This window comes from Nostoc sp. DSM 114160 (assembly GCF_053470305.1).
Genome location: NZ_JBPFGO010000002.1, coordinates 318,582 through 332,105 on the forward strand (window position 1 = coordinate 318,582; position 13,524 = coordinate 332,105).

General features: G+C 42.5%; 11 protein-coding genes and 1 pseudogene. 7 read left to right on the forward strand and 5 right to left on the reverse strand.

Annotated features, from left to right (window positions below):
* Window positions 1–370: 370 nt before the first annotated feature.
* Window positions 371–947: pseudogene (locus NSTCB13_RS18415) on the forward strand (Uma2 family endonuclease).
* Between the two features lie 108 nt (window positions 948–1,055).
* Here NSTCB13_RS18415 and NSTCB13_RS18420 read toward each other — a convergent pair.
* The 3 genes from NSTCB13_RS18420 to NSTCB13_RS18430 all read right to left on the reverse strand — a co-directional run bounded on the left by NSTCB13_RS18420 (window position 1,056) and on the right by NSTCB13_RS18430 (window position 4,237).
* Entirely contained in the window at window positions 1,056–2,291 is a 1,236-nt protein-coding gene (locus NSTCB13_RS18420; protein ID WP_445631345.1) for a DUF445 domain-containing protein, read from the reverse strand.
* 211 nt (window positions 2,292–2,502) lie between these two features.
* Window positions 2,503–3,210 carry a bifunctional demethylmenaquinone methyltransferase/2-methoxy-6-polyprenyl-1,4-benzoquinol methylase UbiE gene (ubiE, locus tag NSTCB13_RS18425; RefSeq protein ID WP_448273411.1) on the reverse strand — a complete coding sequence of 236 codons (708 nt, stop codon included), beginning with the start codon at window positions 3,208–3,210 and terminating at the stop codon, window positions 2,503–2,505.
* A gap of 82 nt (window positions 3,211–3,292) precedes the next feature.
* Window positions 3,293–4,237 (reverse strand): response regulator, encoded by a 945-nt coding sequence (locus tag NSTCB13_RS18430; RefSeq protein ID WP_448273413.1) that lies wholly within the window; start codon window positions 4,235–4,237, stop codon window positions 3,293–3,295.
* Window positions 4,238–4,542: 305 nt separating this feature from the next.
* Between NSTCB13_RS18430 and NSTCB13_RS18435 the strand changes: the two genes are divergently transcribed.
* Both NSTCB13_RS18435 and aqpZ read left to right on the forward strand, forming a co-directional pair.
* Window positions 4,543–5,631 (forward strand): RuBisCO accumulation factor 1, encoded by a 1,089-nt coding sequence (locus tag NSTCB13_RS18435; RefSeq protein WP_445631342.1) that lies wholly within the window; start codon window positions 4,543–4,545, stop codon window positions 5,629–5,631.
* 612 nt (window positions 5,632–6,243) lie between these two features.
* Window positions 6,244–7,017 (forward strand): aquaporin Z, encoded by a 774-nt coding sequence (gene aqpZ, locus NSTCB13_RS18440; RefSeq protein WP_445631341.1) that lies wholly within the window; start codon window positions 6,244–6,246, stop codon window positions 7,015–7,017.
* A gap of 347 nt (window positions 7,018–7,364) precedes the next feature.
* Here aqpZ and NSTCB13_RS18445 read toward each other — a convergent pair whose 3' ends face one another.
* Window positions 7,365–8,531, reverse strand: a complete 1,167-nt coding sequence (locus NSTCB13_RS18445) for an FAD-dependent monooxygenase (protein ID WP_448273414.1) — start codon at window positions 8,529–8,531, stop codon at window positions 7,365–7,367.
* A 116-nt stretch (window positions 8,532–8,647) separates the two neighbouring features.
* Between NSTCB13_RS18445 and NSTCB13_RS18450 the strand changes: the two genes are divergently transcribed.
* Both NSTCB13_RS18450 and NSTCB13_RS18455 read left to right on the forward strand, forming a co-directional pair.
* Window positions 8,648–11,107 (forward strand): ATP-dependent helicase, encoded by a 2,460-nt coding sequence (locus tag NSTCB13_RS18450; protein ID WP_448273415.1) that lies wholly within the window; start codon window positions 8,648–8,650, stop codon window positions 11,105–11,107.
* Window positions 11,108–11,398: 291 nt separating this feature from the next.
* Window positions 11,399–12,121 carry a hypothetical protein gene (locus NSTCB13_RS18455; protein WP_448273416.1) on the forward strand — a complete coding sequence of 241 codons (723 nt, stop codon included), beginning with the start codon at window positions 11,399–11,401 and terminating at the stop codon, window positions 12,119–12,121.
* A 171-nt stretch (window positions 12,122–12,292) separates the two neighbouring features.
* Here NSTCB13_RS18455 and NSTCB13_RS18460 read toward each other — a convergent pair whose 3' ends face one another.
* Window positions 12,293–12,832: a GrpB family protein gene (locus NSTCB13_RS18460; protein WP_448273417.1), complete on the reverse strand. Its 540-nt coding sequence runs from the start codon at window positions 12,830–12,832 to the stop codon at window positions 12,293–12,295.
* A 115-nt stretch (window positions 12,833–12,947) separates the two neighbouring features.
* On the opposite strand from NSTCB13_RS18460, the gene rpmI reads away from it, so the two are divergent.
* Both rpmI and rplT read left to right on the forward strand, forming a co-directional pair.
* Window positions 12,948–13,145, forward strand: a complete 198-nt coding sequence (rpmI, locus tag NSTCB13_RS18465) for a 50S ribosomal protein L35 (protein WP_445631336.1) — start codon at window positions 12,948–12,950, stop codon at window positions 13,143–13,145.
* Window positions 13,146–13,164: 19 nt separating this feature from the next.
* Window positions 13,165–13,521: a 50S ribosomal protein L20 gene (gene rplT / locus NSTCB13_RS18470; protein WP_445631335.1), complete on the forward strand. Its 357-nt coding sequence runs from the start codon at window positions 13,165–13,167 to the stop codon at window positions 13,519–13,521.
* Window positions 13,522–13,524 lie beyond the last annotated feature (3 nt).

Genomic DNA, 13,524 nt, shown 5'->3' on the forward strand with positions numbered 1-13,524 from the left:
AGATAATTTTAAACTCTATGTAAAATTTAATACTATAAAATTAATAGCAAAGCAAAATGATGCTATAAGCATTGAAGGAGAGCTATAACGCTTTCTCTGTTTTACTTGTGAGCGAGGGTAGGTTCTGAAATTTAGACTAAATAGGCTAAGTCAACAGAACAATAAGAGGGTGTGATTGAATACAGCATCTTGCAAGTATAAGCTGAGAGAAAAAACATCACCTTTCATCTGCTGTTATCAGACAGACAACAGTGAAACAAATTTCTACATGACTGAAAATAGCTCTCTAGTAAGCATGGCAATTATTAGATAGTCAACCTACTATGTCAACCGAGTGCTACGCTACAGTTAGCAAGCTTGAGAGGCAATTATGACTGCCCTGATTCTGAACCTCAGCCCCACCATTGAACTAACAGATGAGCAGTTCTTCCAACTGTGTCAGAATAATCGAGATTTGCGACTTGAGCGCACAGCAGAAGGAGAATTAATTATCATGCCACCAACTGGATGGGAAAGTGGAAATCGAAATAGTAGACTGACACAGCGCTTAGGTAATTGGGCTGACGCTGATGGCACAGGTTTGACTTTTGATTCTTCAACGGGTTTTAAACTCCCCAATGGCGCAAATCGCTCTCCAGATGCATCTTGGGGTCAGCCGAGAGCGATTAGAAGCCCTGAATCCAGACCCCGACAAATTTCTACCACTCGCTCCAGATTTTGCGATAGAATTACGCTCTGCTTCAGACAGCTTAAAGACAGTGCAACAAAAAATGCAGGAGTACATTGACAACGGTGTGCGTTTAGGATGGCTGATCGATCCGCAAAACCAACAGGTGGAAATTTACCGTCCAGGACAGGAAGTTGAGATTTTGCGATCGCCTACTAGCTTATCAGGAGAGGATGTATTACCTGGATTGGTGCTGGATTTAGCACAGATTTTGAGTTAGGCGATCGCTTTTTACTCACATCTCTTCTCAAAAGGCGATTGCTCAATTTCACTCATTTCAAAATCGGCAGAACTTGCAACTCTAATGTAATACAAATTTACAGAAAAATTAATATTGACTTAATACTAAAAACACTGATTGCAATAACCCCACAACCAAACCCAAAATACCACCTAAAGTCACAATTGCTTGCAATTCATTTTTGACAATTCCCTCAATTGCAGCTTCTAAATCAGCAGGTGAAGTTGATTTTACACGATCGACTATCACTTGATCTATTGACAAAATCGGAATTGCTTGCGCCACAATTGCTTCTAAATCTTTTTCCAAATACTTCTCTAAAATTAAAGCCAATTCTTGACTCATGACTTCTAAAGAAGTACTGACAACTGGTGAAGTACTAACACGATTCAGCAGGACTACAGCAATATTTTCCCAATCAACAGAATCAGTTAATCCTTGTAAAAAATCGCTGCCACTATTTTGCAGGTAATGGCGGACACTTTCGCGGGTGGTTTTTCGGAGTTGACGAACCGTACCCATTGGCAAGTTTTGTAATGATAAATTTTGCAGTAATTTGCGAATGCGATCGCGCATTTGCAAATCTTGAGTCAATTCCTGCAAGCGAGTATTAGCAACCTCTTTTTCATCCAAACAAAAAGTTCGTAGCCGTGTAAGAGTATTACGTAAGCCAAACAAATTTGCTACTACCCAATAAGTTCCACTGGTTTTTTCGCGGAAGCCTTCATCGATAATTTGAATTGTGCGATCGGTCAAAAAATCAACTATCGTTTGGCGTAAAAGATCCGGCGGTAAAACTACTTGCAACAACCAATCAGCAAGCCGTGTAGCTTGTTCTTCACTCAGTTGAAATTCCAGCAATATCTGGTCAAAAATTTGATTTATCTGCGCTTCTAAAAAATCTTCACGCCGCGCTAAAACCTTAAGCAATCGTGGCAAAGATTCCCCTAGTAAATCCCGCAAAATTCCCGCTACAATTTTGGCACTTTTCTCGTTTTTATCTGTTTTGATTTGTTCAATTGCTAATCGCAACAACCAAAGAATCGCTGATTGCACGCGTTCTGTTTGCAACAAACGCCGCGCCAGATTTTGCAATTCTTGCGGTGTCAAAAGTGACCCCATGATTGTTTTAGAAATGTTCAAAGCCAAACGTTCCTGGTTGCGGGGAATCAATCCAGGGGTGAAGGGTACTCTTCGTCCAGCAATATAAATTGCTTGGTAAGGACGGAACAACATTTTAATGGCTATATCATTTGTGAAATAGCCAATAATTCCACCCAGTACCGGGGGAGACACATAAAGCCAAAGATGAGACCAGTCCAAGGGAAGAATTAAAAAAGTTAAGAGTTAGGAGAGACGCGATTAACCCTTGTCTGTACAAGAGTCAGGAGTTAAAAGTTAGGAGTTAAGAGTTAGGAGTTAGGAGTTAGGAGTTAACAGTAGAGACGCGATTAACCCTTGTCTTTAGAAGAGTTAGGAGTTAGAAATGATAAATTTTAAATGAGAATTTATCACTACTGATAATTCATAACTTTTAACTAATAACTCCTAACTTACTAAGCACTAGCACTCCCATCATACCGTTCGCAATGGGGTAGTGTGTGGCAACTGCAAAACCAACTTGATGAGCTAACTCTATTTGCTCTTTACCGATGGGAAAGCGATCTAAGCTGGGACTGATGTAAGCATATTCTTCTTTTAAGCCTAAATAATTGGCAACTGGTACCACAAAATTGTCCAAATACCACTGTTGAAAGGCGCGTAGCTGAGGATTACTCGGTCGATGAAAGTCTAAAATTGCGGCTTTAGCTCCCGGTTTCAAAACACGGTATAACTCTTGGAGACTGCGGGGAATATCTTTAACATTTCTTAAACCATAGCCCATTGTTGCAGCATCAAATTGGTTGTCGTCAAAGGGTAAATTCAGGACATCAGCTTCTACCCAGGTGATAGCAGGTTGCGGGTACTGCCAATACGAGCGTTCTTTAGCTTTTTCTAGCAGGTTTTGGGAAAAATCCACTCCATACACCTGTCCCCCTGTTGCTCCGATACGCCGTGCTAAACGTAAAGCTAAATCACCACTACCGCAACACAAATCTAATGCAGTATCTCCTGGTTTAACTGCACTCCATTTTACTGCCATTTCCTTCCAGATTCGATGCTGTCCCAGACTCAACCAATCGTTCAACTGGTCATAAACTGGAGCAATACGGTTAAAAATGGACTGAATTTCGTTAGTCATTGGTCAATAAGTCATTGATCGTTAGTCATTCGTCATTTGCCAAGGATAAAGGACAAATGACTAATGACAACTACACAATACCTTAATGGGAGTGACTACTAGTCAGAGCGATCGCTACCAGTTGCGCTGATAAATTAATTAGCACCAATTCATCTTCTCGCAAAGTGCAAGGTTGTTTCCACTGTAGCGACAATACACCCAAAAGTTGATTGCGGTAGCTAATTGGGATGACTAAGTGTGCTTGCACGCCCGTATTTTGGTAGTGAATTGCATCAACTAATTTAGTGTCTTTAAGTACATTTAAGGAAACTTGCATTTGTCCTGTAGCGATCGCTTCCTTGGTTAGTGGGTCAAGAGATAGCCAATTTTCTATTGTACCTGTATAGCTATAAGTTCCTTGAGTTGCAACCAGAGTTTTTCCATCTGTAAGTTGTAAAATACAGCCGTCTGCCCCAAAAGTTTCACTCACAGCCCTAGCAATGGGAGCGAGAGTTTCTTCTAAGCTAGAAGCGGCTTGAGTTACCTGTACCAAAACACTCAGTAACGCCATTTGAGCATGAGCGCGGCGTAATTCTTCTGTACGTTGCTTAAGCAAGTCGTAGGTTTCGGCTGCTCTTTGCACTACTGCCTTCAGTTCCCCTGGGTCCCAAGGCTTGGTAATATATTTGTAGACTTGTCCGGCATTAATTGCTTCTACCAAGTCTTCTATATCAGTAAATCCAGTGAGAATTATTCTTACTGTATCGGGAAACTGAGGTACAGTTTTGCTGAGAAATTCAGTACCTTTCATTTCTGGCATCCGTTGATCGGAGATAATCACCGCTACCTCCCCTTCTGCCGCCAAAACTTGTAGAGCGTTCACCCCACTATCAGCTTTTAGAACATTAAAGTCGCGTCGAAATGTGCGATAAAGTAAATCGAGATTATCTGGCTCATCGTCAACTACCAGTATTTTCAGCTTTTTTGGTCGTTCGAGAGTCATAACTTGAGATTGGACTTTATCAATTTCGAGATTGGGTTTATCCATAAGATTTTCCTTTAAATATTCACTCTCTTGTTATATTCCATACCAAGTTTAGTTGAGAATAGCCAAAAATCGCCAAGGGTTTATACGGAGTTATTTTGCATATTTGAGAACGCTAATAGTGAGCGCTACAGAGGAAATTTATCTGCCCAAATATCTGAAAAAATGTTCCACTAGAAAAACTAACTAAATCAGCAAAACTATGGCAGTTTTGATCGTGGATGAGGTGTAGGTCTGGGTATAGATTAGAATAATACTTGCTCATGAGGTGTTAATTAACCTCTCAAGTTGAAGCTTGCACTCCGATTATGACTGATCTACCACCCAACACTCAGAATCCCGAAGATAATGCTAACAATGATGTAGCACAAGAGTTACTGCGAAGACTGAGGCAAAAACAAGGCAACTGGGTGGAATGGGGAGCCGCGATCGCCTCGTTGCTAAAAATTGGTTACAACCCCCAAGAAATTTTTGAGGCGACTGGATTTGAGCCGATTCAACAAAACCAAGTGGTTGTTGGTTCTCAAGTTTACAATTCTTTGGAAAAGTTTGGAGTATCGCAAGAAACGCGATCGCACTATACTACACGTGGCAGCGATGTTTTATACGAGCTACGTTTACTTACTCAAGAAGAACGCGCCGCCGCTGCCGAACTGATATTTGCCCACAATGTTGATGCTGATGAGGCACGGGATATAGCAAAAGCAATTAAAGAGTTTTCCTATTTTCGCACTTTGCCAGAAGGGTTTTCTGCTCATCCTGGAGATGCGGTTGCTCACCAAGTTTGGAAACTAGCACGCCAAAATGCAGATTTACAACAGCGATCGCGCCTAATTGCCAAAGGTTTGCGTTTTGCTCATACGCCAGGTGCAAGGCAAAAAATCGAACAACTACTGACTGATTTTACTACTGTTCCTCAGCGTCCAGCGCCAATTTTACCGTTTTACCGCCTGGAATTTGAAGAACAGTTACCCCGAATTTTGCCTGTAGTAGGAGAGTTGCCATTATCACGCCAAGACTTGCAAGCTGTGCCCATAGTGACAGAAATTGAACCTTTTCGGATGGTCAAGTTTTCTGGAGAGCAAGCTTGGGTACCTTTACCTGGTTGGCAAGTACTATTGGCGGCAGAAGATCCAGTAGTGATTTTAGCAAATAGCGATCGCTTCCCCATCCAAACCCAAAGCCAAACAGAGCCAGTCTTAGTTGTCATAGATCGTGCCCAACGAGAATGGGATGCCTCCAGCTATTTTGTCGTTGAAAATGGTGGTGAATTAGATTTTCAATGGTTTGAAACTGAGCCAGAAATTCCTCTACTAGGACAAATTACGATCATTGTGCGTCCTAAGAGAATTCTGGATGAAGAATTAACTAAGGATTCATGGCAGATTGACGAATAAATTCAATTTTTGACGAGCTAACTGCGTAACACTCCTACGCCTGAAGGTGTGGGAGTGTTGGACATGAAACCAACTAAAGCAAAAATCTCAACACGCTTGAGTTAATGAAAATCGGAGGTTGGTTGAAGAACTAAACCCAACATTTTTGGCCATTTGTTGGGTTTGTCTTGATACCATTACTAGATAAGCAAGCTAAGCAGTTTACGGTTTTTGAAGCTAAGACCAACCGGATTGCAACAACTATATTATAGCGGTTATCGATTTGATAAGAATACCAAAGCCCTTACTGTAAAATCATTTCAGGAAAATTTTTGTTTTTCACTCAACTGCATACCGCTATATAAAATGAAAATTATTAAAAAATTAAGTATTTTTTTGGTTATTTGAAATTTTACTGTATTTTCATATTTTATCACGATAATTAACTATTGAGAAAAAAATTCCGATTTTTTTCAATTTAGTTTCATCACAAAATAAAAGCAATAGATTTTCTGTTGACAGCTTAGTTTCATCACAAAATAAAGGCAATAGATTTTCTGTTGACAGCAATGACTTAAAGATTGTGTAACGTAACTATTACTCATTTGTAGCGAAACAAGGAATTTTCCAAAAATGTCTCTCACAAAACGTTGTTTGGCAGAATTTATCGGCACATTTTGGCTTGTTTTAGGTGGCTGTGGTAGTGCTGTTCTAGCCGCAGCCTACACAGCAGATGCTGCAAAAATCAGCGAGAATACTTCTTTTCCGTTGGGGATTGGATTAGTAGGTGTATCTTTGGCATTCGGGCTTACTGTCCTCACAGGGGTTTATGCTCTTGGTCATATTTCTGGTGGTCATTTCAATCCAGCTGTTTCCTTTGGATTGTGGGCAGGTAAGCGCTTTCCGGGATCTGACTTACTACCTTATATCGCCTCTCAAGTAATCGGTGCAGTTGTTGGTGCGGGCATTATCTACCTAATTGCTAGCGGCAAAGCTGGATTTACCCTGACTGGTTCCAACCCACTAGCTACCAACGGTTACGGTACTCATTCTCCAGGTAGTTACACACTATTTGCTTGTTTGATTACTGAAGTTGTGATGACTTTCATGTTTCTACTGATTATTCTGGGTGTGACTGATAGCCGCGCTCCTAAGGGATTTGCACCCCTAGCAATTGGTTTTGGACTCACCTTAATTCACCTAATTAGCATTCCTGTAACCAATACCTCGGTTAATCCTGCCCGTAGTACGGGAGTTGCTCTATTTGCAGGTGTAGAACTTTTTTCGCAAGTCTGGCTGTTTTGGATAGCTCCGATCTTGGGGGCTATTTTAGCAGGATGGTTGTATGTAGCCATCTTTAGTGAATCAACCGTAGGTGAACGGCAAAACGTCAAAGAGCTAGTCTAAAAGTCATTTTCAACTGTACGATCTGGCGCGATATTTCTGGTTTTACAGCAGCCGATCAAAACCACAGCCTGCCGTAGGCATCGCTTGAGATTTCATTTTTAGACTTCTTAACAATCCCCTGACTGAACAAATTAGCCAAGCGTTATTTGTTCAGTCAGGGGATTAAAAGAATGTTCAATTGCTCGCCCAGAAATTGCTTTTTAATGCCAGGATATTCTTGTGTTTTCCCACTTACAAAGACACTAATTAGTTTTGTGTGTCGCCTGAACCGGAAGAATGACCGTAGTCAGGCGCGATCGCTAGCCAATTATTCTTGCTCATAACCAACTTTAAGAACCAATATAAAATCAGTATTTATCGAGTTTCAAGCTAACTCTGTAAGCATGAATAGCTCTATAGTCATTGTCAAACTGTTGTGACAACAACTTCATTAATGTATTTCTTACTGCCACAACAACAGGATTCTCTAATTGAGCAACTTTTCCTATTAGTAAAGATTGTTCAACAATCTTTTTGGTGCGAACCAGCCGCCGCGATTCGTATTGGCGCAAAGCTGCTGCGGGATCTGAATGTTCTAGCAAACACTGAGTAACGACCAGCGCATCTTCAATTGCCATGCACGCCCCTTGTCCCATCGTTGGTAGAGTTGGGTGTGCGGCATCACCAAGTAACGTGATGTTTGAAAAGCTCCATTTGGGAATCGGTACACGGTCATAGAGATCAGTCTTCAAAATACTGGTTTCATCAGTTGCAGCAATGAGTTCAGGAATGGGGGTAGGCCAATCTTGAAACATTTCCTGAAGTTCTTGCTTGCGACCAACAGGTGCGTCGGATTGTCCTTCTGCGGCTTTGGATGCTACATACCAATACATTCGCCCTTTACCAATCGTCACAAATCCGAAGGCTTTGCCGGAACCCAGAAATTCACAAATGTATCCAGGTTTATAAGTGTTAGGTATGTAATTCGTCAGCCCTCGGTACGATGTCATCCCACGATAAATCGGTTTTACTTGACCAAACAGTTGCGATCGCACCTTTGATCTGAGTCCATCAGCTCCAATCAACACATCGCCTTCATCTGCTAAACCAGCAGTAAAATAGGCACGAACTTTGTTTCCAACTAGCTCGAAACGCTCAAATGTCTGACCCAAAACAAAATGCTCACTCGACAGTTTCCGCCAGAGCAGCGAGAGCAAATCAGCACGATGGATGGCTAAGGCTGGCACTTCAAAATGATTGATGCAGAGGTTCATTAATTCTTTGCCCATCTGGGAGAAGAACTGATAATTGGTAATTGGATTGCTCTGGCGTAACACATCGTCCAACACGCCTAACTCCTTTAGGACATGGGTAGCGTTTGCCCAAAGCGCGACTCCTGCCCCAACTTCGCGTAATGTTGCCGTGCGCTCGTAAACAATGGGTTCAAATCCAGCCCGGTAAAGAGCAAGCGCAGTTGCAGTGCCACCGATGCCGCCGCCAATCAAAATAATTTTCTTTGTTGTTAGTATCTTCATATAGCTATTAGCTAATTGGTTTGCAATTAAATATTTGTCACTACAGATAAACAACAATGATTTTTGATATCTGCGGTTTTGGATTAAATCTTAAATTTAAAATATAAAATTTTATAATGTCAGACACTAATTTTACTGCTGCTTTACCTCCAGAATCACTCCACCCAGAATTGTCTGGGCTTTTGCCTGTGTCATCCCTACGGGCAGAAGCCATAGCACGCATCCGCAACAGTCTCCGCCCTGGACAGCAGCAAATGGCTGATTGGCAATCTGGCCCTTTGGCGATTTCAGCCGTTCCTGGTGCAGGCAAATCTACTGGAATGGCGGCGGCGGCGGCGATCGCGATCGCTCGTCAATATGAGCGTTCATCCTCCCGCCGTCAGTTGGTAGTGGTTACTTTTACTCGCTCCGCTGCTGCCAATATTAAAGCGAAGATTCGTAAATTTTTACGAGATGATTTATCTCTACCTCAAACAGGATTTTTTGTCTATACCCTACACGGTCTAGCGTTGAACATTGCCAACCGCCATTCTGATTTGTCAGGTTTAGAGTTAGAAAATGTCATATTAATTACACCGACCCAAAGTCACCGCTTGATCAGAACTGCTGTAGAACAATGGATTGTAAATAATCCAGATGTATATTTGCGGTTATTGGAAGGTCATCAATTTGATGGAGAAGAGACAGAAAGGTTGCGTCGTCAATCGGTATTGCGAACAGAAGTATTACCAGAATTGGCTAATACGGTAATTCATGAAGCAAAAAGTTCTGGGATATCGCCAGAATTGTTGCGCGAGTGGAGTAAGCAAACCACAGACGAATATGCAATTTTGAGTGTAGCGGCGGGATTGTACGAGCAATATCAAAACTTGATGCGATCGCGTGATTTTATCGATTACGACGATATGATTTTAGCCGCACTGCGCGTTTTAGAAAACGACAGCGCCCGCCGCATCGAGCAAAACCAAATATTCGCCGTCTTTGAAGACGAAGCCCAAGATTCTAGCCCTCTTCAGACGCAGCTATTAGAAATTTTGGCAAGTAATGGGGGAGAGGAGGCAGGGGGCAGGGGGCAGGGGGCAGGGGGCAGGGAGAGAATAATAACTCCTCAATCATCAGTCATCAGTCATCAGTCAACACTCAATCTAGTGCGAGTTGGCGACCCTAACCAGGCGATTAACTCTACCTTTACTCCAGCCGATCCGATTTATTTCCGGCAATTTTGCGAAGAGTGCGATCGCATCGAACGATTGGCAACGATGGATCGAGCTGGTCGCAGTACTAGAATTATCATTGAAGCCGCTAACTTTGCCCTCAAATGGATCAATAATCAGTGGTTAGCAACAACCAAAACTAACAACAAACAACAGATTCCTGACAACCGACAAGTACCATTTCGCTTGCAGACAATTCGCCCTGTGGAAGTTGGCGATCCGCAAGCTAACGCTAACCCCGCACCCGTAGGACGAGGATTAGAACTTTATACCCCGCGTGATATTCATCACACCGTTGAATTGTTATCTCAAAGAGTAATTGAGTTATTTGGTGAAGATCCAACAAAAAATAGTGCCGCGATTTTAGTCCGAGAAAATCGTCAAGGACGATGGTTAGCAGAAGCTTTGACACCTCTGTGCAAAGAGCATAAAATTACACTTTACGATGTGGGAGAACGCGATCGCCGTTCCCATGTTCCTCAAGAGATTTTGGCATTATTGCAATTTTGCGATCGCCCCCACTCCCCCGATTACCTCAAAGCAGCCCTAGAAGCATTAGTACAGCGCCAATTAATTCCTACCCAAGACCTCAATGCCCTTGCTAGTCTGCCAGAAGAGTTTTTGTATCCTGGCCCCCTAGCAGCACCCCAGCCAGAAACAGTACAAAAAGCTGCCCGCTTGTGTCGCAGCTTGCTCCGCGCTCGTTTGGAATTGCCTCTTTACCAGCTAATTTCCTTTCTCGCCTTGACTTTAAATTATGACCAAGCAGAATTGGCAACTGCTGATAAACTCGCAGAACGGGTAAACCAGCAGATAGCTGGCAATAGTTCGATGGGGGGAATGCTGTCAGCTTTAAGTGAAATCGTTAGTTCCGAACGGTTTGAACCAGTGGAAACCGAGGATTCGGAAGAACGTTATACCCGTCGCGGTCAACTGACAATTATCACTATGCATAAAGCTAAAGGGCTAGATTGGGACTATGTGTTTCTTCCCTTTCTCCACGAAAACTTGATTCCTGGCAGATTTTGGGTTCCTCCCCAAAGCCAATTTTTAGGCGACTTTACCTTATCAGAAGTAGCTCGCGCCCAAATTCGCGCTACTCTCCACGAAGAATCCATCATACCGGATGTTAGTCAAGCATGGGAGGTGGCAAAAAATTTGAAAACATCTGAAGAGTATCGTTTACTCTATGTGGCCATGACACGGGCCAAGCTTTTGTTGTGGATGTCTGCGGCGCAGAAAGCCCCTTTTACTTGGAGTAAACCAGACAATTTACAAGAACAAGCGCCTTGTCCGGTGTTTCCAGCATTAAAACGCCAATTTCCTGAATGTGTGGTGAATTTAGCGGCAATGAGCAAATAAGTATATCTGTTCAAGTGAAAGTCGCACACTGAGCAAATATCCCGCCCAGAACTAAAGTTCCGGGCTGATAGCTAAAGTCCACTCAAGTGGACTGAACTAAATTTCTTCTTTAGTCCTCTAAAAGAAGCCTTTCGTTACGAGACTCGGAATTTATTCCGAGGCGGGATAGATAGCCAACCACTTTTCAAACAACCTCTTATAAGGAAACTGAATTAAGAGTGCAACGTCAAACAAACTATGATTGCAATTGCAATATTATCTGTTCAATTTTTAACAATCAATACATAATATATGAAATCCATCATCCAAGCATCTGCCGTAATTAAAAGTACCTTCCAGTCACCCAGAGGAATTTTCTTGACGCTAGTGTTGACAAGCTTGCTATCTTGTGGATTCGGAGTCATTGAAAACAATTCTGCTGGGGCTATTCCTTACCCAGACGGCACTCAAATATCCCAATCCCAAGCAAACGAGTTACCAAAAACCATCGCTAATAAAATTTTAGGAGATGCATCCTTCCGTTCCGGTCTACGTAAACGGGAATTAGAGATTACCCAAGTCACATCGAAAACCTTTGGTAATCCCTGTGAGTTTAAATTTGGAGAAGTTTGTACTAGGGAATACAACCCCATTGAAGGCTGGGAAGTAGTTGTCAAAGTCCGCCAAGATTCGTGGACTTACCATGTAGATAAATCTGGAAAGCAAAGAATATTAGATCCGAAAGTGAGTACTTCACAAACATTGCCCAAGGCGATCGCAGATGCAATTTTGAACGATGCCTCAAGCCGTTCTGGGGTGGAAATTACTGATGTAAAAATTACTCAAGCTACACCAAAAACCTTTGGAAATCTCTGCCAATTCAACTTTGGCGAAGTCTGCACCCAGCAGTACGACCCCGTGGAAGGTTGGGAAGTAATTGTCAAGGTTAAAGGGCAATCTTGGATTTACCATGTGAATAAATCCACTTCGCAAATAATTTTAGATCCCAAAGCTAACGCTGCTGAAAAAAGTTAAATAATCAATAGACCTCTTGCACGAATGCAAAACTTGCCCACCCTGCGGAAAGCGGAGCTACATCCCCCAACCCTTTCTCCCAATTTTGGGAGAAGGGGAGTCAATTTTAAAGTCCCTTTCCCAAGCTTGGGAGAGGGATTTAGGGTGAGGGTAAGGATTCATGCAAGAAGTCTAATGGCTTTGACTTTTCCCCATCTCCTTACACCGTGCTTTGACCATCACAGCACGGATATAGTCATTTTTACCATTGGTATAAGCTTCGCGATCGCTCCGAAAACTTGTAGCCAAGTCGCGTTTTAGAACTTCGTAGCGTTTCGCCTCTTCAGGATGCTTTCTCAAATAGTCGCAAAATAGCTTGCGCTCCCAAAATTCGCTGTCAATTTCGACTATGTGAATATGATGAGTACGTTGCTTTCCGTATGGTGGCATTCCTTTGACAAAAAACATTCGTCCAGGACGTGGGTCTTCATACCAATAAACGTATCCCAAAGATTCTAAAGCCAAAATAGCAGATTTTGCATCTACTGAGGAACGCACTCCCACCATGATGTCAATAACTGGTTTAGCTGCCATTCCTGGTACTGCGGTACTACCAATATGTTCAATTTCTACAACTAAGTCATTGCCTAATGCCTGCCAAATTCGTTCGGCTTCTTCTGTAAACAAAGTCGCCCAACGTGGGTCATATTCAACTATATTGACCTCATCCATAGGTGAAATTAATTCGATCTAGAGCGATCGCCGTTGCTTAAATCCTTTATTTAATTGCAGTTATAGCAATTTTAATAGTATATAATAATGGATCGTGTCGAATCAAAGCTAGACCATGCCTAAACTAAAGACTCGTAAAGCCGCGGCAAAACGATTCCGTGCCACCGGTAGCGGCAAAATCGTCCGTCGCAAAGCTTTCAAAAGCCACCTTTTAGAACACAAATCTTCTGACAAAAAACGTGATATGCGTAAGAGTGCGCTTGTACACGAACGCGATGAACTTAACGTGCGCTTGATGCTCCCATATTTGTAAGTATTTTAGGAAATAAATTATGACTCGGGTAAAACGCGGTAATGTAGCTCGCAAACGCCGCAATAAAATTCTCAAACTAGCTAAAGGTTTTCGCGGTTCCCATTCAACTCTGTTTAGAACTGCCAACCAACAAGTGATGAAGGCGCTACGGAGTGCCTACCGCGATCGCAAAAAGAAAAAGCGCGATTTTCGCCGCCTCTGGATTACCCGCATCAACGCTGCTTCCAGGCAACACGGCTTGAGTTACAGCCAGTTGATCGGTAACTTGAAAAAAGCTGATATCCAACTAAATCGCAAGATGTTGGCACAATTGGCAGTCCTCGATCCAGCTAGTTTCGGCAAAGTTGCACAATTGGCACTTCAAGCTAAAGGATAAAGG